This window comes from Brevundimonas sp. AVps7 (genome assembly GCF_058681545.1).
The window spans coordinates 1,109,445-1,133,025 of the sequence record NZ_CM178742.1 but is presented as its reverse complement, the minus strand read 5'-3'; the positions used below and the strand labels follow the sequence as shown (position 1 = coordinate 1,133,025).

Genomic DNA, 23,581 nt, shown 5'->3' with positions numbered 1-23,581 from the left:
GAGGTCTCCATGGGCGCGGTACAGGTGCGGTCGCGCCCGGCGTCATTGTTCAATCGCGGCGGCGGTCGCTGCGTTAGTGAGCGGTCAGTTCCTGGAAGGTCGTCTCGACGAAGGTCGGGAAGCGTGACGCAGGCCCGGGAAGCGGCACGTCGTGAAGCGCCTCCTTGATCTGTGGCAGGGTCATCCCCTGGGCCACGAGCGCCTGGATTTCAGCGCGGCGCTGTCGAGCGGCAGCCAGGCGAGCAACAACCTCCGCCCGGGTCTGAGGCTGTCCATGGCCGCTGACGAAAATGTCCGCGTCGAGCGCCAGCATGGCCTCGACTGATGCGATCCAGCCCAGGGACGAGCCCTGCTTCTCGAGATGGATGCCAGGATAGAGACCGATCGCGGGCGTCAGCAGGTCGCCCGCAAACACGACCTTCTGTTCGGACAGATAGACGATCAGGTCGCCGTCCGTGTGCGCCGGTCCGGTGTGGATCAGAACCACCGGAACGCCGTCCAGGGTCAGGGTCTCTGAGCCCGTGACGGTTTGGGTGGGCACGTAGTCGCGGATCTCGGCGGGCGGCGGTAGTCCGTTTGACGCCGGGTTGGCAATGGCCCCCTCGATGTCTGTCTTCGCCTCGGCACCTGCAATGATCGCGAGTCCACGAGGGAAAGCAGGCAGGCCGTTGATGTGATCGGGATCACTATGGGTCAGAATGACCGTATCGACCGGATGGTCCGTGACCGCAGCGATCGCTCCGATAAAGGCCGCCGCCGCCGGCACAGAGATTTGCGCGTCAATCGCGACGACGCCGGTGTCGCCCACGATGAAGCCGGAGTTGCTAATCATCCCGGGAACCCAGTAGGCGCCGGGCGCCAGCAACACCGCTGAGGGCGGCGAGCCTATCGGCAAGGTCGGCGCCGTTTGGGTCGCTGCCACGGGCGTCGGTTCTGTCACGCAAGCACACCCGCCCAAGCCCGCGAAGGCCAACATCGCAACACTGCTGAACAGCTCAATCATCACTGGATTCCGTCTTCTTCTGATCGCAGGGGAAGCCAACTCACGGCCCTTAGAAGCGGCGCGTCAGTCTGAAGCCGTAGGTGCGCGGGTTCCCGTTGATCGAAGCGATCAGGTTCGAGCCCGGGATCGGTGTCGCATAGACCAAGCTTCGCTCGTTCTCGATGTTGCGGACGTAGGCGGCGAGAGCCCAGACGCCGTCGACCGGCTCAAGGGAGACTTGCGCGTTCGACGTCCACACCGGTTCGGCGTGTTCAGAGGAGGTGAACTCGAACCCGGTTTCGCGGCTGGATCGGTACTGGGTGTCCGCATCCAGGATGAGCTCGAACTCGCCCATCGGGATGATGTGTTGAACTCCGAAGTTGGTCGTCCATTCCGGTGAGTTGAACAGGCGACGACCCGAGCAGTCGACATTGAACAGAGCGCCGGCAGCCGTGACCGCGCAACCCGAATAGGGGCGAGCCGGCGTCTGGTAGGTGAAGGAGTCGTAGTTGGAGTCCACGTACTGGATGGCGGCGCTGAACGTCGTACCTGCGGTCGGTCGGAACTTCGCCTCCAGGTCCACGCCCCGGATGGAGGATTGCCCAATGTTTCTGGTGATCGGCCCGACGCGTCCCGTGCCGTCCACACCAAGGAAGGTGAGTTGCTGGTCCCTGTAGTCCCAGTCGAAAATCTCGACGTTCAGTTGGGCACGATTGTCGAAGAAGCGGCTTTTCACCCCGACGGTGTATGCAGTGATGTTCTCAGGAGCGTAGGGAACGTCATTGTTGAAGCCGCCGGCCCGGTAACCCGTTTCGACACTCGCATAGGCCAGAACTTGGGGCGCTAGATCGAACTCGATCGCGCCACGGTAGGTCGTCTTGCTGGTGTCAGATTCACCACCCGTCACCGTATCCGCGCGTCTCACGACCACGCCGGGGGCCACAGGCAGGACAGCACCATTGGTCGCCGGGATGACCGGCTGCTGTTCGAACGTCAGCGTATACGGCAGCAGGGGTGCGGTCGGGCAGCTGGCCGGGACTGAGCAGATCACCGCGAGTACGCGCGTCAGGCCGGCGAAGGACTTGTGATCCTCCGTGTAGCGGACGCCACCGGTGAACCGGAGCCGATCCATGGCGTGCCAGGTCAGCCGGCCGTAGACGGACGGCGAGCGGGTCTCGTAGTCGGCGAGCAGGAAGTTGGCACTGATACCGGCGGAGTTGTGGGTATCGTCGGATATCTCTTCGTTGAAGTAGTAGGCACCGAGAATGTAGTCGATCGGACCGCCCGGATTGCTGACCAGCCGGGCCTCGAGCGAATATTGCTCGGAGTCCTGAGTGTCGCCGATATTCTGTCCGGACTGTGTATTGAAGTTGTCCTTCAGCGCTTTACGCCAGGCGGGGATGACCGTCAGGGTGCCGACCGGCGTGCTCCAGTCGACCTGTGCGTTGACGCCATAGATGTCGAAGTCCTGGTACGGACGTCTCGCGAGCGGATCCATCGGCCGACCGACGAGCGTGCCCGGCGTGCCGGTCCGACGGTAGGCTGCGCTCGCTGGCGACTGCAGCCCGTCGGACAGCGACAACCCGGAAGGCGTCACGTCAAACTGACCGGTCGCTGCGTTGAAGGCAAAGCGCCCGACATAGCTGGCGCCGGGACCGATCCCGCCTTGGTGAGCATAGTCGGCGCTCAGTCGGAACGTCAGGTCCGGCGTGACCTCGGCCTTGAACTGAGCCCTCACCGCTCCCGACTCGTCAGCTGAAGTGCCGTCGGCGAGGTAGCCCTCATGGCTCGAAAATGTGCCGGCCAGACGGACGCCGGCATTGTCGCCGATTGCGGCGTTGAAGGCTCCTTCGCCGGTCACGGCATTGTAGTTGCCGAGGCCAAACATCGCGTAGCCCGAGGTCTCGCCCAGACGCGGCTGCACCGGCAGGACATTGATCGCTCCGGCGGTCGCGTTGCGGCCGTACAGGGTACCTTGGGGGCCCTTGAGCACTTCGATCCGCTCCAGATCGAAGAAGCTGCCCAGCGTCGAACCGGAACGACCGACGTAGATGCCGTCGTAGTTGAAGGCTGCGGCGGGGTCGCTGCTCGGCAGGAAGGAGAAGTTGCCCACACCCCGGATGAAGACGAGGTTCCCTTGGCCGCCGGACGCCACCTGAAGCGCCGGAACGGACTTCTGAAGGCTGTCGAGGCCCCGGATGCCGTCCCGGACGAGCTCCTCGCCGGACACAACGGACACTGCGAGGGCGGCCCGCTGCAGGTTCTCCCCGCGCTGCTGGGCGGTCACGATGATCTCGTCGAGCTGGCTGGCCTCGCTTTCCGATCCAGCCGGAGCGCTCGACGGCGCGGTCTGCGCCCAGGCGGCGGCCGGCGCGCACATCAGCGCGGTCGTCAGCATGAGAACGGTCTTGCAGGAATTCGTCATGGTCGCCCCCTGGGTTACGTCCCGGTGTTTCCCGTGACGCTGAGGCTCGCTCGTCCGATCTGTCCGCTATGCGCGGCGACGATCCGGCGGCCTCTTATGCCGGCAGCTATGCGCTGCAGCCGGGCGGTGAATAAGATGGCAATGACGCGGGGGCGTTACCTAGATGATATATCCCCCAAGGACGATGTCGCGGCCGGAAAGGTCGCCCGATCCTCAGCCAACGTCCAGAGAGCCGCGCTTGCCCACATGAATGGCCGCCGCTCGGTGGGCAAGGTCGTTCAGGTATTCTGCCGCCGGGGTCAGGGGGACGTTGGCCCGACGAACCCCGCAAATCCGGGGAGCGTCCGGGACATCTCGGATATGAAGCCGTTCGATCAGATGGGTCTGCTTGACGAACTCCACCCACTGCTGCGGCAGAGGAGCCAGCAGGTCGGACGAGGTGATGATCGTCAGCAGGCTCATGCTGGACGCAGCCTGCATAGCGATGTGCGGCGCAGGCAGGCCCGCGGCCTGGAAGACGCTGTTCACCTCGCTGTCGTGGTCGATCGCGACCGGCGTTGTTACCCAGGACGCGCCGACAAGTTCTTCGAGCGTCCTCGCATGCAGCAGGGGGTGACCCGGCCTGGCCACGATGATCCGGGCGTTCTCGAAGAGCAGGTCGACCACGAGAGCGGGATCCTGAAAGCCCTTCGATACAGGGCCGTAATAGAGGTCGATCAGTCCGTCCCGAATATCCGTCTCGAGCATGGGGAAAGTCCCCTCGACGACTTTGATCCGGATATTCGGGAACCGTCGGCGAAACGGGCCGATCATGCTGGGCAGAAGAGCGAGATGGCCCGCCGCTGACATGGCGACCGTGATCTCACCGAAATCCACGCCCTTCGCCTGTTCGATCTCGTCTAGGGTTCTCTGAAGCTCGGCGAGCATTCCGCGCGCGCGCCGGACGAAGATTTCGCCGACAGCCGTCAGGGTCATGCCGAACTTGTTCCGCTGGAACAGGACGACCCCGAGTTCCTGCTCGAGTTCCTTGATGCTCCGAGACATAGCCGGCTGTGCGAGACTGAGATGTTTGGCGCCCGCTCGCAGGCTTCCCCTGTCCACCACGGCCACGACGTTGCGCAGGTGATGAAGCTTCATTTCGACGACTGTTGCGACATCGTATTGTCCTCTGCCGCGCCTCCCCGAGCGTGTGGCTCAAACAGAAGAAGCGGTCCCGACCGGCCTATACCATTTCAGTAACACCCCCGCCATAATCCCATCTTCCCCGATCCGGCCAACCCGCTAGCAGTCAGTGGCTCCGCGCGGCGTCCCGCAGTGAGTTTGAGGGTATGATGGCAGAGCTTCAGGGAGACGTTCGCGACCGGTTCGAGATTCGTGAGCTTCTTGAGAATTGGGTGATCTGGCGCGACTCCGGGGACTGGGAGCGCTTCGCGACTGTGTGGCACGACGACGGCCGGATGAACGCCACCTGGTTTTCGGCCCCTGCGCCCGAGTTCATCGCTCGGTCCAAAAAGGCCTTCGACGCCGGCATGGTCGGGCTGCACACACTCGGCGGCAGCAGTATCGAGATCAGCGGCGACCGGGCAGTCGCCCAGACGAAGATGGAAATCCTTCAGCGGGCCGCCGTTCATGATGTGGTTGTAGACGTGGCCTGCAAAGGTCGCTTCGTCGATGCCCTTGAACGGCGGAACGGTCGATGGGGTCTGGTCTTGCGCCAACCTGTCTACGAACTGGACCGTATGCAGGCCGTGGATCCGACAGCAGTAGTCGTGCTTGAACCGGACCTGTTGGCGTCATTTCCAGAGGGTTATCGACACTTGGCCTATGTCCAGACCAAACTCGGGTTCGACGTCAGCAAGACACTGCCAGGCACACGAGGACTCGAGATCGCAGCCCTGATGAGCCGTATGCGGCTTTGGCTTGAGCGCGCCGACGCGGGCTGCTTCCAGGCGTGAGCGAACAGATGCCCCAAACGCCCGATGATGACCGGTACGCGGCGCTCTTCGAGAACGGACGCACCCACAATGTATGGCTCCCGCGAGCATTGCCCGACGACCTCCTGCGCAAGTTGTACGAAAGGCTTCGTTGGGCGCCCACCAGCGCGAACACGAACCCCGGTCGGTTCGTCTTTCTGAAATCGGACGAGGCCAAGGCCCGCCTCAAGCCGCACTTGTCGCCGCAAAACGTCGAAAAAACCATGAGCGCGCCGGTCTGCGTCATCGTCGCGGCAGACACCGCCTTCTACGAGAACCTCCCGACGCTTTCGCCCCAACGTGACTTTCGGTCGATGTTCATGGCGGCTCCCGAGCTTGCCGCCGAAACAGCCGAGCGCAACGCCATCCTGCAAGGCGGCTACTTGATCTTGGCCGCCCGTTCCCTGGGTCTCGACTGCGGGCCAATGTCAGGATTCGACCGTTCCGCTGTCGATGCTGAGTTCTTTCCGGATGGCCGACTGAAGACGAACTTCCTCGTCAATCTCGGCTATGGCGACGCCGCCAAACTGTTTCCCAGAAATCCCCGGCTGTTGTTCGCCGAGGCCTGCCAGATCCTCTGATCGGCACACCGTACCCAAAGCCACCTCATGATCTTGCGGTTCGACACGATGCAGCGCCAGAGACGCAGTGCTTCTCCGGCTTTGGCTTTGACCGGGATCTCTACGCTCTCGCGCCAGACCGGGGCGAGTTGCCGGGCCCTTCGCTACTACGAGGAGGTTGGCCTGCTCAGGCCTACCCGCACCTCGACTCGCGGCCGACTGTTTTCGCCGCACCAGTGTGATGTCGCCTGGGCGATCGTCGTGATGCGCAGACTGGATGTTCCTATCGCAGAGATAAGGTCCATCCTCGACGGCGCGCGCTCGGAGCGCGAACGAGTTTCGGATTTACGCAAGGCCCTCGAAGCGAAGGCGGCGACTTTGGCTGATCAGCTCTGTGATGTCCGCCAAGCCCTCACCGACTGGTGCGACCCGAGAGATTTGACCGACCTGCACGATCAGCCATTCGATGAAACACGGTCAGACCTGCTGATCGCTCAACAGCTTGAGGTCGCGACCTGACAGGCTTCGAAGTTGCGGGTTAGCCTGTCCCGATCGAGGTTGCGGCCGATGAATACAAGTTTCGATGGCCTCGCTGCGTTTGGCCACGCGTCCAGAAAATCGCCGTCTGCGATACGGTGGACAGCCTGAAAAACGAACCGTCGGGCGTCGCCCTCAAATGACAGTATGCCCTTCGTTCTCATCATGTCGTCTCCCGCGCTCGCGAGCTGGCCATCGATCCATTGAAGGAAGCGATCCATGATCAGAGGCCTAGAAACCTCCAGACTGACGGTCTCGATCCCCACCCCATGACGGTGACCTCCGGCCCCGATCTCGGACAGATGTTCGGTCACGAGATCCAGATCAAACGCGGCCCGGTTAAAGACTTCCTTTGCCGGCAAGGCTGACCGCACGGTTCGTCGAACTTCCGCGAATGGGTTCACGGCGCGGATCTCTTCGTCGGCGGCAGTGAGCGCGTCGGCGCTCACCAGGTCGCATTTGTTCAGCAGAATGAGATCAGCGGAGGCAAGTTGCGCTTCAGCCTCGGGAGCGCTGCCTATCGTTGCAAGCAGGTTTTTGGCGTCAGCGACTGCAACGATGGCGTCAAGGCGCGTCCTCGCGTTGATATCGGGGTCCATAAAGAAGGTCTGGATCAACGGAGCCGGGTGAGCCAAGCCCGTCGTCTCGATGACGATTCCGTCGAAATCACCCCGACGCTTCAGCAGATCTCCGATGATGCGGATTAAGTCGCCTCTCACGGTGCAGCATATGCATCCGTTGTTCATCACGAGCACATCCTCATCCGCCCCGACAACCAAGTCTCCGTCTATGCCCAGTTCGCCGAACTCGTTGACGATCACGGCAAGCCGGTAGCCATGATCGTCGGCCAATAGCCCGTTAAGCAAGGTTGTCTTTCCCGCGCCGAGGTAGCCGGTCAGCACGGTGACGGGGATGCGTTCCGTAATCATCGCCGATGTGTACTCATCGCTTGTCGACCACAAGTTCCCCTCCAAGGACGGTCGCCTTCAGCTGTCTCAGAGCCCCAATGTCCTGCGTGGGGTCGGCCGCCAGCAAGATCACGTCCGCACGCTTGCCCGGCGCTATGAGGCCTAGGTCAGCGCGGACGCATTGTTTGGCGGCGTTGCTGGTTCCGGCGATCAGAACGTCGATAGGCGCCAGTCCGGCCGCCACCATAAGTTCCGCCTCTTCCAGGGTGTTTGCTCCAAAGAGGCCCCGGCCGGAGAAGGAGTCCGAGCCCAAGACCATCGTCACGCCGGCCTCGGCCATCAGCTTAGTATTCGGTCTGCTCTCCGGATGCACCGCGTCGTGGATCCAGAGAGTGGGCGTGTAGGTCGCGCCCTTCGCCAGCATCATGTCCACGAGGCCGTGATCCGTAATGGGCTCAACCGTTACACCGTGCTCGAGGCCATCCGCTCCAGCTTCGATCGCTTCGCGCGCTGCAGCCTGTTGGGTCGTGTGGACCGTGACCCTGAGGCCGCGTTCGTGCGCGACTTCTATACCCGCCCGCATGATAGGCGTGGGCAGGCGGATCAGTTCGACGGCTGCGGGAAACACCGGATTCTGCCAGATGTATTTGGGCGACCCGGGGCAACTGCATCCGCCCTCTGACAACAGCTTAATGGCATCTACACCTCTGTCAGCCAGATGGTGGACGAGGTCGCGCATCTGCTGGATGTTGCCAACTTCTCCGGTGGCGCGCGCTCGGAACCAAGGATTGCCGCCGAAGATCGTCGATGCCGGGTGTCCGTCTCGCCCGGTGATCCCGTTGCCTGTCACCAAGAGACGCGGCCCCCTAAGAGTCCCTGCGGCAATCCTTGATCGGGTGTCTAGGATCTCACTTGTGGGGTCACCAACCGACTTGATCGTCGTGATGCCGTGCTGGAGGAACAGCTCGAGCCGACCAGGGATCTCGTCTTCAACAAATTTCGCGAGGCTCTCTGGATCGGAGATGGTCCGAAAGTCGTAGAAGTGAAGGTGAGTGTCGATGAGACCCGGCATGAGCCAGTAGCCGTCAGCGTGGATTTCCCGCTTGCCGCCAGTGATAGGCTACTCCGAGACCAGAGCGATTTCACCGCCGCGGATCCCGACGTTCCGAGGACTTGGCAGCACCCGCTGGCCGTCGAATATCGTTGCTTGATGAATTACTAGGTCGAAGACTTCGCCGGAGCCGTCGTCCGCGGAGGCTACCACTGCGGCTGCCGACTTCTGCTTATCAATCATTGGCCCATCCACCCCATGCGGTTCAGGGCCGCGGAAGGAACGTTGTTGGAATGGCCTGAGCCAACCGCAAATCGCTGAGCCTTCGGCGGCTCTTATTGGCGCTCAGGCTATGGGACCAGGGAATGTTAGGAGAGATGAGATTTAGTCGAGGGTGTTGCCGATTAGGTATCTCAGACTGCTACGGCGCACAGTGATATGTCGGACGTAAGATGCCTATATTGCATCGGGAATCAGCTGGCGATCGCCCGCGCTCGCGCCAGCTAATGCTAGAAGCGTTGTCAGACCCGATGACTGACTTCCTCGTCGGGAAGCTTAAGGTATGGCGAGAAAAGACACGGCCGATGAGAAGTCGGCGGGCATTAGGGATGCGCGCCCCTTATCAGTCACCCCGCGCCGAGATACGTGCGCCTTAGAGTGCATAAGGCTGCGCGCTGTGGTCGGGCAACTCTCCAACTTGATCCTCGTCCGCATTCACCTCATCCACCCACCAGTACGAATAGGATAAACAACACAATTCTGCGGCCGTAACCTTCCCGTTCAAAGCCACGCCGTGACTCAATAGCAACCCTTCGGCGAGCCATTTGAGTACGTCCATTGCGACCTCCCGGCCACTCTTCGTCGGCCTAGAGGAAGTCTGGATGCGGATGGTTTCGTTGTAAACAACTTCTTGCGATCAGGCGGCGCGCATTGACGCTGCGCTCAGTTGCCCGCGAGCTTATCAGCTTTAGCTTCGCCCAGACAGATCGTCTGGTAGCCGAACGAGCTCGGCTAGCTTCACAATGGCGGCATGGTAGGAGGGCGCATGAAACTGACTCACATGCGCGATGTCCTGGCGGTCGCTGAGCACGGCAGTATCCGCGCCGCTGGACGGTATCTCGGCACGACCCAGCCTGCGATCACGCGCAGCATCCGCGAGATCGAGCATGAACTCGGCGTGTCCCTATTCGAGCGCCATGCCAAGGGCATTCGGCTGACCGACATGGGTCGCGCGTTCGTTCGACGAGCCGCCGCGATCCAGCAGGAAGTCCGGCGCGCGCGGGAAGAAATCGATCAGTTGAAGGGTTCGACCACCGGTGAGGTTTCAATCGCGCTTTCGACCGCATCGATCATGGGGATCATGCCTCGCGCCATGAGGGAGTTCCGTCGCCGCTACCCAGACGCCGTGGTCAAAGTTCATGAAAGCTTTTTCCAGCCGATAGAACGCGAGCTGCTCAGCGGAAGTATCGACCTCTACATCGGTCCGTTGGACCAGGCCAAAGGGGCATCGCAGTTCATCGTCGAACAGCTTTTCGAAAACCATCGATTGATCGTCGCTCGGCGGGGTCATCCGCTGGCGGCCGCCAAAACGCTGGCCGAATTAGTCGGAGCCCGCTGGGTTCGCCCGACCCTGTCGTCGCGGATCACCGAGGGCGATTTCGAAGACATGTTCGTCCGGGCGGGTCTTCCTAGACCCAATATCGTCGTCAACGCGCGCTCGGCGCTGATCACGATGCTGGCGGTGGCGGAGAGCGACCTGCTCACGGTGGTTCCGCGCCAGTGGGTTGACCTGAAGCTGCTCTCGGACGCGATTGAGCCCTTGGCCCTTCCCCCGCTCTACGCAGCGCCGATCACAATCGTCCGGCGCCAAGATATGCCTCTGACCCCGATTGCAGAATATCTGTGTGACATGATGAGACGCGCCGGGGTGCAATATGCTCGGGCTCACAAGGGGGACCTGGGGGTCGCGCCTTAGGACCTCAACCGTCCGGTGACGCGCTCGAGCAGCTGTTCGCCGGCGGGCCAGACATCACCACGCCAAGCCACATGCTGATCCGGACGTATGAGCGTAAGAGCCGCGCCGTAAAGTTCTCGGAGGGCAGGGTCGGCGAGTTCAAGGATTTTCAGCGGCGTTGCGGTCGCCGCAGCCTCCTCCTGCGCCGTGGCCTTAAGGTCCGCATTGGATCCAAGCGACAGCAGCGTGTAGCCCTCGCCGAACAGGTCATACAGAGAGACTTCGTCGCTCATCCATCGGTGCGGCGCGAGACATCCGGGCGCGGACGAGGGAACATACTCTCGCGAGCGCTCCCATTTCGCGGCCGAGCCGTCGTCGACGATAACTGGAGAGTTTCGGTAGCAATAACCGAGCACCACGCCGAGCGCGTAGAACTCCGGCGTCTTGGCGCTGACCACGATTTCTTTCAGCTCCTGACGCAGAGCCTCCCCCTCGGTCGTGTCGTCCTCCAGGCCGGGCCGGTACAGTGCGTTCGGAGACGCGGCGAGATTGGCGCCTGACTCGTCCAGGACAAACTCATGCGCCGGGCGGCGTTCGATTTCGTAGCTGTCGAGGAGTTCGGGGCCTCCCCACCCTTGCAGCACCGCGGCGATCTTCCAGCCCAGATCGACAGAGTCTGCGATGCCCATATTCATGCCGAAACCACCGAACGGAGGATGCAGATGGCAGGCGTCGCCGGTGAGAAACACGCGGCCGCGGCGATAGCGATCCGCCAGAAACCGGCTCGCTACCCATTCGTCCGAGCTGAGGATCTCGTACGGTAGATCGATCCCTGTCGCGCGCCGGATGGCGTCCAGCGCTTCCGCCTCTGTGTAGGTGACCCCCGGCGCCAGTCCGGTGGGCATGAAATACCAGAGGTCGCCTTCATCCATCGGTCCAATCAGGCCCGGCGTGTCCTCGTTGATCTGGACATACATTATCCCCGGACCATGGGCGTGCGCCTCCGCCAGCCCCGGGGCGCGGAAGATGGTGTTGTAGTTGCGAGATAGACCGTAGGTGCCTTCCATGGTCGCACCGATCGCGTCCCGGACGGCGCTGCGGGCCCCGTCCGCGCCGATGAGATAGGCCGCGTCCATTACCCGGACCCCGCCTTCATCCCGGACGTGAACCCGTATGCCGTCGGTCTCTTCGTCGTATTTGAGGAACTCCTGCCCGTAAGTCAGCTCGACCGTCGGCAGCGACTGGGCGTGCTCCCGTAGCACGGCTTCAAGCTTGTACTGAGGGATCCACTGCCCGTGTTCCGAATAGCGTTCGTCGCGATCCGGCGAGCATTGCAACGCGTGTTCGAAACGATGAATCAGCGGACCGGCGAGCCGGGTCACGAACAGGACGTGAGACGGGTAGTCGACGCCGAACGGCGACGCAGCTGCGAGTTTATCGGCGATGCCCCAGCGACGGAGATGCTCGCGGGTGCGGGTGTGGGTGGTCTTGGCGCGCGGCGCATGACCCGCCCTCGCCTGACGCTCCAGAACCGTGCAGCGAACCCCCCGCATGCCGAGTTCGATCGCCGCCGCCAGACCCGCAGGCCCGGCTCCCACAATCACCACATGCTCTTGCTCAGCCATCAATCGCTCTCTCGTCACTGTCCGCCGTCTATCGGGCGAGGAGCAAACACGGATGATGCCGCTTGTGGCCGAGCGATGCGCGAAGAGCATCGCAAAGCACACGCGGTCGAGGTGACCAACCAGAGCGTTCGACGTTGGTCATGCGCCTTCGCCGAACGGATGCTCGTCCATCTCGTAATTGTGGACGAAGTCGTGCGGGACGTTGGGACCCCAGTTCGCGAGACTATCCGCCATCTCGTAGTTGGTCGGCGTCCACTGCGAGTGGTCGTCGATGTGGTCCATGTCGGAATAGTATTCGAACCACGATCCCCAAGGGTCCTGGATGTAGTGGAAGAAGTTAGATCCGATCGTGTGTCGACCGAACCCCCAGTCGCCGCGTCCCGACTTGTCCAAGAGCGCCTGGCCGGCGCGGCCGACCGCGTCGGGATCGGCGACCTGGAAACTCGCGTGGTGAAAACCAACCCCCGGCGATTTCGCGAATGCGACCACGTGATGATCGCTGTCCCGGGTCGCGCAGCAGAAGGCGATGATGTCCTGGGCATGGTCGGCGAGCCCCATGCCGAGCCCTTCGATCATGAAAGCCACGCTCGCGGGCACGTCAGGCGAGAAGACCAGAATGTGCCCGAGCCGCAGCGGTTCGGCCGGCGGATAGGCGGCGCCCGGTTTCATCGCCGACCGCCGCGTCCGGATCACCCGTCCGGGTGCGTTGATCTCGTAGATCGGGCCGGCCGCCAGCTCGGGATCGGCCGGACGTTCCGACAGATGGATCAGCATCCCGTGCGGGTCTTGAACCCACAGTCCGTCGTCCTCGAATCCGGCCGGGGCCTCGACCAGCCGGCCGCCGGCCGGAGGAACTGTCCTCGCCAAGTCGTCGAGGTTCTCCGCCCGTAGCGAGATGTGATGCAGTCGCTTGCGCGCGGCGCCGCCCCTCAAAACGATGGAGTCGCGAGTCTGGCCGACGCAACGCAGATGGGCGACGCCGCCTTCCACGGAGCCCACAAGGCCGGCATCCCGATAAAAGGCCAGGCCCGGCTCGAAATCCGGAACTTCGAGAGTCAGCGACAGGGCGCCAAGCACGGGCATGATCACTGCTTCCCGTCAGCCGGCGACACGATTTTCGATCGCGCCGATGCCGTCGATCTCGCACCGGACCACGTCGCCGGGCTTCAAGAAGGTCGGGGGCTCCATCCCGATCCCGACCCCCTCCGGCGTACCGGTCGCGATCAGGTCTCCAGGCTCTAGTGTGAAGGCGGTGGAGAGATAGGCGATCTGTTGCCAGAGATTGCTCACCATCTGGCTGGTGTTGCTCGACTGGCGCAGCTCACCGTTCACATAGGCCCTCAGATCGAGGTCATGGGGGTTCGGTACCTCGTCTGCGGTCACGATCCACGGTCCGATCGGACCATGAGTGTCGAACGACTTGCCCATGGTGAAGGTCGGGGTGTGGAACTGCCAGTCGCGGGCCGACACGTCGTTCGCGACGAGATATCCGTACACATAGCGTGGGGCGTCTGCTTCCAGCACGCCCTTGGCGCGCGTGCCGATGATGGCCGCCAGCTCGACCTCGTAGTCGAGCTTCTCGGTCACCCCGGGCTCGATCGCGTCATAGGGGCCTGCGATGCAGGTCGTCTGTTTGTTGAACCAGATCTGGTGGGCGGCGCGAGCCACACCGAGTTTGTCCGCCTCGGCCAAGTGCTTGGCGTAGTTCATGCCGATGGCGAGATATTTTCCGGGGCGCTCGATGGGGGCCAGAAGTTTGGCCTCACTCAACAGCAACTCCGGGCTAGCGGCCTCGACCTCCCTGCGGATCTGCTCCAGTCCCTCGGGGCCGGCCTCGATTAGGGCGAGCATGGTCGGAAAGCCCGTCACAGGCACGATCGCGTCGCCTCGCACGACCCCCAAGGCCGCCTGACCGTGGCGATCGAAACGCAGTAACTTCATGGCAAATCCATCCTCAACCCCGGATGGATTGCGACGCCGCTGAACCGCTGTCACGATCACAATGAAGCATCACCGATGCCGGTTTGGCATCTCTCCGTGTGCGCCGGCAGGCCTATGAAACCGCCATGCGCCTGATCGCCGTCGAAGAAGCTTTCGCCCCTGTCGAATATATCGACGCCTATCTGGAGCTGGCCAAGACGCTCGACAGTCCGGCGTCACGCTACCTGGCCAACTACTACGGCCAGCCCGAGTTCGCTCGCCAACTGACGGACCTCGACCATCGCCTGACCGAGATGGATCTGTTCGGCGTGGACATGCACCTGGTGGCGATCACGGGGCCGGGCGTGCAGGCGTTCGACGCAGTGCGCGGAACCGAGCTCGCGGCTATCGCCAACGACACCCTGGCCGCCGCGATCCGCAAGCACCCGACCCGGTACGCCGGGCTCGCCGCGGTCGCTCCCCAAGACCCGCAGCGCGCCGCGCGCGAGATCGAGAGAGCGATCTCAAGCCTGAAGTTGAACGGGGTGATCATCAATTCTCACACCCACGGCGAATACCTCGACGACCCAAAATTCTGGCCGATCTTCGAGGCTGCGGTCGCCTGCGATGCGCCCATCTATCTGCATCCGACGATACCCTCGGATGCGATGATCCAGCCCTTGTCGCAGTACGGAATGATGGGCGCGCTCTGGGGGTTCGGCGCAGATGCGTCGCTGCACGTCGTCCGCATGATCCTCGGCGGCGTCTTCGACGAATTCCCGACACTGAAGATCGTCCTCGGCCATCTCGGTGAGGGGCTCGCCTTCTGGCTCGGGCGTCTCGACAATCGCTACTCGAACATCAAGCGGCGAGGCCTGGCTCCGCTGGGCGACAAGCCGTTGCAGCGGCTGCCCAGCGAATATTTCGCCACCAACTTCCATGTCACCACCAGCGGGATGATGACGAACCCGCCGCTGGAGTTCTGCCTGAAAATGTTTGGCGAGGACCGCATCCTCTTCGCGATCGACTATCCGTTCGAGCAGACCCAGGAGGCCGTGGAGTTCATCCGCGCGGCCCCCCTGCCCGAAGCGGCCATGCGCAAGATCTGCCACGCGAACGCCGAGGCCCTGTTCCGCATCCCACCAGCCTGAGACCTCGTTCAGCTAGACCAGAAGGGCGAACGGATCCTCGACCAAGTCCTTGAAGGCGGACATGAACGCTGCGCCGTCCGCGCCGTCGATCGCACGGTGATCGAAGCTGCCGGTCGCGGACATCACGGTTGCCACCCCCAAAGTATCATCGGGCATGACGTAGGGCCGCCGCTCGCCGGCGCCCACGGCGAGGATCATCGCCTGGGGTGGGTTGATGATCGCCTCGAACTGCTTGATCCCGTACATGCCCATGTTGCTGATCGAGGCCGTGCCGCCCTGGTATTCTTCCGGCCGCAGCTTGTTCTCGCGGGCGCGCGACGCGAGCTCGCTGATCTCAGCCGAAATGACCGAGAGCGCCTTCGAGTCCGCCCCTTTGATCACCGGCGTGATCAGACCCGTCGGCGTCGAGACGGCGACAGAGATGTCGACCCTGTGGAAGCTGATCAACTGATCAGGAGCGAACATGACGTTGCAGGACGGCGCACGCATCAAGGCCAGGGCCTGCGCCTTGACCATCAGATCGTTGACCGAGAGCTTGATCCCGCGTGGCTTCAGCGACGCGTTCAACTGGGCGCGCAGTTCCAGCAGCGCGTCGAGGCGCACATCTACCGTCAGATAGATGTGAGGGATCTGCTGCTTCGATTCTGTGAGACGTCGAGCGATCGTCTTGCGGACGTTGGAAAGCTTGGCTGCCTCATGGGGAATGTCCAATGCCCACGCCGGCATTGGGATGGGCGAGGCCAACTGCGGTCGTGCCGGGCCTACGGGTGCGGTTGCCTGCGCAAGCATGGCGCTGCGAGAACCCTCGATATCGGATCGCACGATCCTGCCGCGCGGGCCCGTCCCGTTCAGCGAGGCCAGGTCGATCCCCCGTTGGGCGGCGAGGCGTCGGGCGAGCGGGCTAACCTTGACCGTAGGATTGGAGCGGACGACCGAGGCGGGAGCGACCGGCGCGACCGGCAGCGGTTCGGCCGCGGCGGGCTTGAGCGACTCGCTCGCGACAGTGGGCGCGTCTTCGCCCTCCTCGGCGAGATAGGCGATGACCGCGCCGACCTTCACGCCCTCGGTTCCCTCCGGAACCTCGATCCGCGCGATGACGCCGGGATCCGCGGCCTCGAATTCCATGGAGGCCTTGTCGGTCTCGATTTCCGCCAGGACGTCGCCCGCCTTGACGCGGTCGCCGGCCTGCACCAGCCAGCGGGCGAGCGCCCCCTCCTCCATCGTCGGCGACAAGGCCGGCATCGTGATGGCGATGGTCATCGGGCGTCATTCCTCAGATGCAGTTCGGCGACGGCGTCCAGGATCGCCTCCGCGTCGAGCCGGTAGGCGCTGTAGAGGTCGAGCAGATCGCCCGTCTGACCGAAGCGATCGACGCCGAGGGGGCTGACGCGCATGCCGCGGACGCCGCCGATCCAGGACAGGGTGGACGGAGAACCGTCGACCACTGTGACGAGACCGGTATCGGCAGGCAGCCGCGCGAGCAGGGCCTCGACGTGGCTGGGCTCCAGGGCCTCGCCCTTCCACCGCTGCGCCTGGGAGGCCGACCATCCCCGGTGAAGCAGATCGGCGGAGGTGACATTAAGCAGGCCGACGCCGGGAAGATCGTCGACCAGGGCTTCCCAGGCCTCGAGAACCTCGGGAGCTACGGCGCCGGTGAAGACAATGGCGAAATCGGCGTGCTCGCCCGGTGGCTTCAGCCAGTATCCGCCCTTGAGCGCATCCGCCCGCCAATCCCCGCCCGGCCGCTCGATCTGGGCGATGGCCCGGGTGGTCAGTCGCAGATAGACCGAGCCGCCGTCGCGGGCCTGCAGGTGCTCGAACGCCCACTGCATGATGACCGCCAGCTCGTCGGCGAAGGCCGGCTCGAAATAGGTCAGGCCGGGCTGGCCGATCCCGATCAGCGGCGAGTTGATCGATTGGTGGGCGCCGCCTTCCGGACCGAGCGTCAGTCCCGACGGCGTGGCGACCAGGAGGAACCGCGCATCCTGGTAGCAGCCGTAGTTCAGCGCATCGAGGCCGCGTGCGATGAAGGGGTCGTAGACGGTCCCGATCGGGATCAGCCTTGTCCCAAACAACGGGCCCGACAATCCGAGCGCGGCCAGCATCAGGAACAGGTTGTTCTCCGCGATGCCCAGTTCGATGTGCTGACCGGCGTCATGCCTTGCCCACTTCTGCGGCGAAGGAATCTTGGCCGCGTGAAACACATCCGACAGCTCGCTTCGGCGGAAGAGTCCCCGCTGGTTCACGAAGGCGCCGAGGTTGGTCGATACCGTCACGTCGGGCGACGTGGTCACGATACGGTCCGCGAGCGGGTGGCCGGACTTGGCGAGCTCCAGCAGGATGCGCCCGAACGTCGCCTGGGTCGACTGGTCTCCCGTTGAAGCGACGCTGATATCCGCAGGAACGGCGATGCGTTCAGCGTCCGGCTCCGGCTTCCTGACGGCGAGCGGCGAGGTCTCAACGAACGCGCGCAAAGACGCGGTCGCGTTGTCGCCCAGGCCGCCGTAGGGCTCCCATTCGTCGCCTTCTGCGATGCCGAAGCCGTCGCGCAGGGTTTCCATCTGGCGCGGATTCATCAGGCCCGCGTGATTGTCCTTGTGTCCGGCGAAGGGCAGGCCGAACCCTTTGATCGTGTAGGCGATGAACAGCGTGGGCGTTTCGTCCGCCGCTTTGTCGAAAGCCTCCATCAAGGTCTCGACGCAGTGACCGCCCAGATTGGTCATCAGGGCGCCGAGGCCGTCGTCGTCATAGGTGTCGAGCAAGGCAGAGACGCTCGCCTCCGTCCCGATGTCGGCGAGCAGTCGCGTACGCCAGGCCGCTCCGCCCTGGAACGTCAGGGCGGCGTAGTCGACGTTGGGGCAGGCGTCGATCCAAGCCCGCAGCGTCTCGCCGCCCGGCTTTGCGAACGCCGCCAACTGCGCCTTGCCGTGCTTCAACGTCAGGACCCGCCAACCGCAGGTGCGGAAGATGTCGTCGAACCGGTTGAACATCCGGTCGGCAGTGGTGTGGTCCAGCGATTGACGATTGTAATCGACGATCCACCAGCAGTTCCGGATGTCGTGTTTGTAGCCCTCGATCAGGCACTCATAGATGTTGCCTTCATCGAGTTCGGCGTCGCCCATAAGCGCCACCATCCGCCCGGCGTCCGCCTCGGCCAGTTGGCCATGGGCGATCAGATAGTCCTGCACGAGGCTCGCGAACGCTGTGATCGCCACCCCCAACCCGACCGACCCGGTCGAGAAATCGACGGGGATCTTGTCCTTGGTCCGGCTGGGATAGCTCTGCGCGCCGCCGAAGCCCCGGAAGCGCTGGAGCTGGTCGAGCGTCTGCTCGCCCAGCAGATACTGGATGGCGTGCAGCACCGGGCCGGCATGCGGCTTGACCGCCACCTTGTCGTTGGGTTTGAGCGCGTGGAACCAGAGGACGGCCATGATCGCCGTCATCGAGGCGCAGGACGCCTGATGCCCGCCGACCTTCAGACCGTCACGGCTCTCGCGCACGTGGTTGGCGTTGTGGATGGTCCAGGACGACAGCCAACGCAGCCGTTGATCGAGCGCCTCCAGCGAGGCGACCGTAGACGCGGGGGTCAAGCAGGATTCTCCATCAGAAGGGGTAGGCGCCGGGGCGGTGACTGATGGTCGTCAGTCGATGCTCGGTGAAGTCCTCGATCGCGAAATAGCCGGACCGGCCCCAGCCGCTGTCCTTCACGCCGCCGACCGGCAGGGCCGCTTCGCTCGCCATCGTCGGCGCATTGATGTGGACGATGCCGGTGTCGAACCGTGCTGCCATATCGAGCGCGCGGGTATGATCGCGGGTCATGATCGACGCGCTAAGACCATAGGGCGTTGCCTGGGCGGAGGTCAGTGCGGCCTCCGGATCGTCGAAGGCCTCGATTACCAACAGAGGGCCAAAGGTCTCGGTCGCCCCCGTGGTGCAGCTCGCGTGTTTCGGCACATGGGTGAGAATGGTCGGCTCGTAGATGCGACCTTCGGCCCTGCCCCCCGTCACCAGTGTCGCACCCTGCCGCACGGCGTCATCGACTCGCTCGGCGATGTCCTTCACGGCGCGGTCATTGATCAGGGGACCGATGATGACGGATGGATCGACGGGATCGCCGCTCTTCAGCGTCCGGACCTTGGCGGCGACCTTCTCGACGAACTCGTCGTGGATCGAGCGCGCGACATAGGCCTTTCGCGTGTTCATGCAGACTTGGCCCTGATGGAGAAAGGCGCCGAAGACGAGCGCGTTCACGGCCTCGGTCTGGTCGGCGTCCTCCATCACGATCATTGGGTTGAACCCGCCGAGCTCCAGGACCATCCGCTTAAGGGTTTGCCCGGCCCGCGCTCCAAGAATCCGGGCGGTGCGGTCGGAGCCGGTGAAGTTGATGCAGCGGACAGCTGGGTTCTCGAAAAAGACGTCGGCGATCGCGGCCGCCTCGCCCGGCGCATGGGTGACGACGTTGAAGCTGCCGGCCGGAAAGCCCGCCTCCTCGAGCACCTCGGCATGGAACAGGCCGGCAGACATCGGCGCCTCTTCAGAAGGCTTGATCACCGTCGTGTTGCCGAACGCCATCGGCAGCAGGAAGGTGCGCCAGGTCAGGTAGAAGGCCCCATTCCACGGCGTGAAGCCGGCCACCACACCCAGCGGCTTGCGCGTCACGGTCGCCGTACGTCCGGGCACGTCGCTGCGGATCATCTCACCGTAGGGCAAATAGCCCCACCCGGCCGCCTGTCGCAGCATCGCCGCCGAGAGCTTGACCTGGAAGGCCGCAAAGGCGCGGCTCGCGCCGCCCTCCACCGCCATCAGTCGAACAGCGTCCGCCAGACGGCGCTCGACGATGTCCGCCGCTTTCAGGAACAGTCGCTGCCGCTCTCCCGGACCCGTCTCGGCCCAGGCGGGGAAGGCGCGCGCCGCCGCCGCCACTGCGGCCTCGGCCTCGGCCCGCCCTCCAGCGGCGATGTCTGCGACGAGCGCGTCGTTGAAGGGGTTGCGATCTGGGAAGGTCCGGCCGCCCGGCTCCGCCCATTGCCCGTCGATGAAGTGCGTCGTCCGCCCGATCGCCATTGGCTCCGCCATAAATTTCCGCCTCGACTAGACACAGTTCGGCTACCTTACTAACTTGAGCGCGCCAGCTTGGCAATCGCAGGAGCGATACGATGGGCCCCGCCTTGCAGCTTCCGCGTCTTATTTTCGGGGCCGGATCTTTGACGCAGCTCCCCACTGAGTTGGCCAACCTTGGTGTTAGACGGCCACTGCTGGTGACCGATCGCGGTATCGAACGCGCCGGTCTCTTCGAAGGATTGGACGTTGGGATTCGCTTCCTCGACGTTCCCGAAAACCCCACGGCGGCCGGCGCTGACGGCGGCGCCGAGGTTTATCGCCACGCCCGCTGCGACGGCATCGTCGCCTTGGGAGGCGGGTCGGTTCTGGACACCGCCAAGATCGTTTCGGCGATGGTCGGGTCGAGTCTTGAGCATGCTCGCGAGGTGATAGGGCGGCCTGACGCGATTACAGATGTCTCGCCGCTGATCGCTCTGCCTACGACGATTGGCACCGGCAGCGAGAGCTCGCCGGTGGCGGCCTTGCATCTGGTCGCCGGCGGACCGGGGATCGGCACACGCCATCCGCTGCTCGTCCCTCGAACCGCAATCTGCGACCCAGATCTGGCCAGGACGCTTCCACAGCGGCTGATCGCCGCGACCGCTATCGACGCCCTGTCTCACTGCATTGAGGGGCTTCTCGCCGAGCCGACCAATCCGATCGTGGATGCGCTCGCGCTGGACGGTGCGGCCCGGGTGTTCCGGGACCTTCACGCCGCCATTGGCCTCGACGCGGAGGCGCGGGCCTCCCTCATGGCGGCGGCCTTCGCGGGCGGCGCGGCGATCCACAAAGGCTTGGGTCCGGCCCACGCGGTCGCCCTCGCCTGCGCCGATCAGGACGTGCATCACGGCACGCTGATCGGGGTCGCCCTGCCCCACACGGTGCGACTGCTGACCCCCCACGTTCCCGAGAAAATCGATCGCCTCAATCACGTTCTGAACCTGTCGGCGCACACGGATCTGGCGGACGCGCTCCAGGGGCTTATCGCCTCCATCGGCCTGCCTGCCACCTTGGCTGAGGCAGGCTATCGCATTGACGACGTCGAGCGACTGGCCGACGAGATGGCTCAGAGCCATTTCAACCGGACCAGCCCCTATGCGCCGACGCGGGCCGAATACAGAAATCTGCTGTCGGCGATGGCATCCTAGACCGGTCGGCGGCCGCCTTTGACGACACCCTCTGTACAGACGGCGTCCTGGCGCCGGACCAATCTCGGTCATCTGCTCTTCGCCGCGACGGGCCGCAGCATCGCGCACAAGGTCGCGGTCGTTCACGCCGCGGGCTACCCGGACCTGACCGACGCCCAGCTCGCCCTGTTCCAGCACCTCGACCCTGACGGCGCCCGGCTGACCGCCCTCGCCGCCCACGCGGACCTGACCAAGCAAAGCATGATCGAACTGATCGACCGCGCCGAGGCGAGCGGACTGGTCGAACGCTTGCCGGATCCCGAAGATCGGCGGGCCAAGATCGTTAGACCAACCTCGCGGGGGCGCGATCTCGCCGATACGGTCGTTCGCGCCATGGCGGAGGCCGAACGCGCGTTTGTGGCCGCGCTCGATCCGGCCCAAGGTGATCGGATCGACCAAGCGCTGTCCGCTCTGGCGCCGAGAGCCACGGGCGCCGGCGGGCTCGAGCGGCAGCTCTCGTCGGCCTCAGGACGGTTTGCCCGGGACGTGCTGAGCGAGGTTCATCGGCATGGCTATCTGGAGGTCAGCGAGGCACTGATCTCCCTGTTTCGGACGCTTGAGCTTCATGGGTCCAGGCTAACCGACGTCGCGGCTGCCGCCCGCATTACAAAGCAGTCGATGCGGGACCTCGTAGAGCGTGCGGAACAGCTCGGTCTGGTTGAGCGCGAGCCGGACTTGTCTGACCGACGCGCCAAGACCATCCACTTCAGCTACGCAGGGCTGGCGATGCTCGAAGAAATGCGTCGGGGCGTGGAGAAGGCCGAATCCAACTTCGCCGCGAAAGCTGGAGAAGAAGACATGCAGGTTCTGAAGGCGGCGTTGGCGAGCTACCTGTCCGCGCCGCCCGTGGGGTGAGACGAGGCCGCTTGCAGAAACTCCGCCGGACGCCAGGTGTTGAACCGCTTGACGCACCGCCATGCCAAGACCGTGCACGCCAAGGTGCCCACCACCATGAGGGCCGCAGGTGCGAGCGGCAGGGTTTCGATGGGAACGTTGAGGCTGAGCAGAACACCACCCGCCAGAGGCGCCGCGAGCGCGCCCACACGACCCGCAGCCTGGGTCCAACCCACGCCGGATGACCGGATGGGCGTCGGATAGAAGATGCCGAGCAGCGCCGTCAATCCGATCTGGACGCCGGTCACACAGACGCCGGCGCCGAGGATTACTGCGGCATGCAGTTCGGGCGACAGGTCCGTCATCGCCATGCTCGCCACCAGGGGCGCGCCTACGAGGAACAGCAGTACGACGGGGATGATCCCGACTCGATCGAGCACGAAGATCAGCATCAGGCCGCTCAATAGGCCGCCGAGAGAAAACAGAGATGCGTTGGCTCCTGCATGGGCCGTGCTGGCCCCTCCCGCCTGGAGCAGTGTCGGAAGCCAGGTCAGGGCGAAGAAGTTGGCCATCTGATTGGCGGCCTGACAGACCCACAACAGCGGCGTGACGGTGGCGAAGTCCCCCGAAAACAGCGAGCGGAAGGATCCGCGCTGAATGACGCCGGCTGCGGGAAGCACAAAACGCGTACTTGCATCGACGACGAGATCCGGGCGCAGCGTCTTGACGAGGTGATTGACCCTCGCTTCCCGATTTCCACGCGCCACCAAGAACTTCAGGCTCTCTGGCATCGCGACGAGGCTGACGAGGGCGACTGCGATCGGAAGTAGTCCGCCGACAACCAGGATCGCCTCCCAGCCGAACTGGGGCACCAAGGTTGCGGCTACAAGTCCCGGGAGTGCGATGCCGATCGGCACGCCCAGGGTGACGATAACAAGCATGCGACCGCGCACGCGCTTGGGGCTCAGTTCGGCGACGAGCGCACCGACATTGGGGATCACGCCCCCCAGGCCAATGCCTGTCAGAAACCGCAGCGCGACGAGATCCGACGGCGCTCGAACGAAGATCGTCAGGAGAGTGAAGACACCGATCGCGACGAGCCCCCAGACGATCAGCATTCTTCGACCGAAGCGGTCGCCCAAGAACCCCAGCAAAGGCCCGCCGATCATCATGCCGATGATACCCGCCGAGAAGGCCGGCACGAACGCGCCGGGCGTCAGTCCCCATTGCTTGGCCAGTTCAGGGGCGATGTAGCCCATGGCGGCGAGATCGAACCCGTCGCTGATCAGAACCAGGGTCGCCACCAGTACCAGAACGACGCTGGCGCGCCCGATCCGCTGTTCATCGACAATGGTGTTAATGTCCAACGAGTTG

Annotated in this window: 19 protein-coding genes; 7 read left to right on the top strand and 12 right to left on the bottom strand. The window is 64.0% G+C overall.

Features of this window, described 5'->3' with window-relative positions; translation table 11 throughout:
- Positions 1–73 precede the first annotated feature (73 nt).
- From ACW17Y_RS05525 to ACW17Y_RS05515, 3 genes are all read right to left on the bottom strand, one after another.
- A complete protein-coding gene (locus tag ACW17Y_RS05525) occupies positions 74–1,003 on the bottom strand; it encodes an MBL fold metallo-hydrolase (RefSeq protein WP_492037775.1) in 930 nt (309 codons plus the stop codon).
- Positions 1,004–1,052: 49 nt separating this feature from the next.
- Positions 1,053–3,380 (bottom strand): TonB-dependent receptor, encoded by a 2,328-nt coding sequence (locus tag ACW17Y_RS05520; RefSeq protein ID WP_492037774.1) that lies wholly within the window; start codon positions 3,378–3,380, stop codon positions 1,053–1,055.
- Between the two features lie 240 nt (positions 3,381–3,620).
- Positions 3,621–4,517: a LysR family transcriptional regulator gene (locus ACW17Y_RS05515; RefSeq protein ID WP_492037773.1), complete on the bottom strand. Its 897-nt coding sequence runs from the start codon at positions 4,515–4,517 to the stop codon at positions 3,621–3,623.
- Between the two features lie 218 nt (positions 4,518–4,735).
- Between ACW17Y_RS05515 and ACW17Y_RS05510 the strand changes: the two genes are divergently transcribed.
- Genes ACW17Y_RS05510 through ACW17Y_RS05500 form a run of 3 tightly spaced genes read left to right on the top strand, consistent with a single transcriptional unit; the run spans position 4,736 to position 6,459 of the window.
- A complete protein-coding gene (locus ACW17Y_RS05510) occupies positions 4,736–5,362 on the top strand; it encodes a nuclear transport factor 2 family protein (protein WP_492037772.1) in 627 nt (208 codons plus the stop codon).
- A gap of 8 nt (positions 5,363–5,370) precedes the next feature.
- The gene (locus tag ACW17Y_RS05505) at positions 5,371–5,961 is read left to right on the top strand and encodes a malonic semialdehyde reductase (protein ID WP_492037771.1); all 591 of its coding nucleotides are present in this window, start codon (positions 5,371–5,373) and stop codon (positions 5,959–5,961) included.
- Between the two features lie 27 nt (positions 5,962–5,988).
- On the top strand, positions 5,989–6,459 hold the full coding sequence (locus ACW17Y_RS05500; RefSeq protein WP_492037770.1) for a MerR family transcriptional regulator: 471 nt from the start codon (positions 5,989–5,991) through the stop codon (positions 6,457–6,459).
- On the opposite strand, the gene ACW17Y_RS05495 is transcribed toward ACW17Y_RS05500, so the two are convergent.
- Positions 6,435–7,406 carry a CobW family GTP-binding protein gene (locus ACW17Y_RS05495; RefSeq protein ID WP_492037769.1) on the bottom strand — a complete coding sequence of 324 codons (972 nt, stop codon included), beginning with the start codon at positions 7,404–7,406 and terminating at the stop codon, positions 6,435–6,437. The genes ACW17Y_RS05500 and ACW17Y_RS05495 overlap by 25 nt on opposite strands.
- Before the next feature lie 13 nt (positions 7,407–7,419).
- Positions 7,420–8,457 carry an amidohydrolase family protein gene (locus ACW17Y_RS05490; protein ID WP_492037768.1) on the bottom strand — a complete coding sequence of 346 codons (1,038 nt, stop codon included), beginning with the start codon at positions 8,455–8,457 and terminating at the stop codon, positions 7,420–7,422.
- Between the two features lie 1,024 nt (positions 8,458–9,481).
- On the opposite strand from ACW17Y_RS05490, the gene ACW17Y_RS05485 reads away from it, so the two are divergent.
- On the top strand, positions 9,482–10,411 hold the full coding sequence (locus ACW17Y_RS05485; RefSeq protein WP_492037767.1) for a LysR substrate-binding domain-containing protein: 930 nt from the start codon (positions 9,482–9,484) through the stop codon (positions 10,409–10,411).
- On the opposite strand, the gene ACW17Y_RS05480 is transcribed toward ACW17Y_RS05485, so the two are convergent.
- The 3 genes from ACW17Y_RS05480 to ACW17Y_RS05470 form a co-directional block, all read right to left on the bottom strand.
- Positions 10,408–12,015 (bottom strand): FAD-dependent monooxygenase, encoded by a 1,608-nt coding sequence (locus tag ACW17Y_RS05480; RefSeq protein WP_492037766.1) that lies wholly within the window; start codon positions 12,013–12,015, stop codon positions 10,408–10,410. The two genes, ACW17Y_RS05485 and ACW17Y_RS05480, sit on opposite strands and share 4 nt — an antisense overlap.
- A 138-nt stretch (positions 12,016–12,153) precedes the next feature.
- Positions 12,154–13,098 (bottom strand): VOC family protein, encoded by a 945-nt coding sequence (locus ACW17Y_RS05475; RefSeq protein ID WP_492037765.1) that lies wholly within the window; start codon positions 13,096–13,098, stop codon positions 12,154–12,156.
- A 15-nt stretch (positions 13,099–13,113) separates the two neighbouring features.
- Positions 13,114–13,956 carry a fumarylacetoacetate hydrolase family protein gene (locus tag ACW17Y_RS05470; protein WP_492037764.1) on the bottom strand — a complete coding sequence of 281 codons (843 nt, stop codon included), beginning with the start codon at positions 13,954–13,956 and terminating at the stop codon, positions 13,114–13,116.
- A gap of 125 nt (positions 13,957–14,081) precedes the next feature.
- Here ACW17Y_RS05470 and ACW17Y_RS05465 point away from each other — a divergent pair, with 125 nt between their 5' ends.
- Complete coding sequence (locus ACW17Y_RS05465; RefSeq protein WP_492037763.1) at positions 14,082–15,086, top strand: amidohydrolase family protein; 1,005 nt, start codon at positions 14,082–14,084, stop codon at positions 15,084–15,086.
- 12 nt (positions 15,087–15,098) lie between these two features.
- Here ACW17Y_RS05465 and ACW17Y_RS05460 read toward each other — a convergent pair whose 3' ends face one another.
- Genes ACW17Y_RS05460 through ACW17Y_RS05450 form a run of 3 tightly spaced genes read right to left on the bottom strand, consistent with a single transcriptional unit; the run spans position 15,099 to position 20,150 of the window.
- Positions 15,099–16,346: a 2-oxo acid dehydrogenase subunit E2 gene (locus ACW17Y_RS05460; protein WP_492037762.1), complete on the bottom strand. Its 1,248-nt coding sequence runs from the start codon at positions 16,344–16,346 to the stop codon at positions 15,099–15,101.
- Positions 16,343–18,676, bottom strand: coding sequence for a thiamine pyrophosphate-binding protein (locus ACW17Y_RS05455; RefSeq protein ID WP_492037761.1), 2,334 nt, complete (start codon positions 18,674–18,676; stop codon positions 16,343–16,345). Before ACW17Y_RS05455 ends, ACW17Y_RS05460 begins: the two co-directional genes overlap by 4 nt.
- Positions 18,677–18,689: 13 nt before the next feature.
- Positions 18,690–20,150, bottom strand: coding sequence for an aldehyde dehydrogenase family protein (locus ACW17Y_RS05450; RefSeq protein WP_492037760.1), 1,461 nt, complete (start codon positions 20,148–20,150; stop codon positions 18,690–18,692).
- Positions 20,151–20,242: 92 nt separating this feature from the next.
- Here ACW17Y_RS05450 and ACW17Y_RS05445 point away from each other — a divergent pair, with 92 nt between their 5' ends.
- Together ACW17Y_RS05445 and ACW17Y_RS05440 are read left to right on the top strand one after the other, a co-directional pair.
- Positions 20,243–21,334 (top strand): iron-containing alcohol dehydrogenase, encoded by a 1,092-nt coding sequence (locus ACW17Y_RS05445; RefSeq protein WP_492037759.1) that lies wholly within the window; start codon positions 20,243–20,245, stop codon positions 21,332–21,334.
- Between the two features lie 18 nt (positions 21,335–21,352).
- Positions 21,353–22,228, top strand: a complete 876-nt coding sequence (locus tag ACW17Y_RS05440; RefSeq protein WP_492037758.1) for a MarR family winged helix-turn-helix transcriptional regulator — start codon at positions 21,353–21,355, stop codon at positions 22,226–22,228.
- On the opposite strand, the gene ACW17Y_RS05435 is transcribed toward ACW17Y_RS05440, so the two are convergent.
- Positions 22,201–23,574, bottom strand: coding sequence for an MFS transporter (locus ACW17Y_RS05435; RefSeq protein WP_492037757.1), 1,374 nt, complete (start codon positions 23,572–23,574; stop codon positions 22,201–22,203). The genes ACW17Y_RS05440 and ACW17Y_RS05435 overlap by 28 nt on opposite strands.
- Between the last annotated feature and the right edge of the window lie 7 nt (positions 23,575–23,581).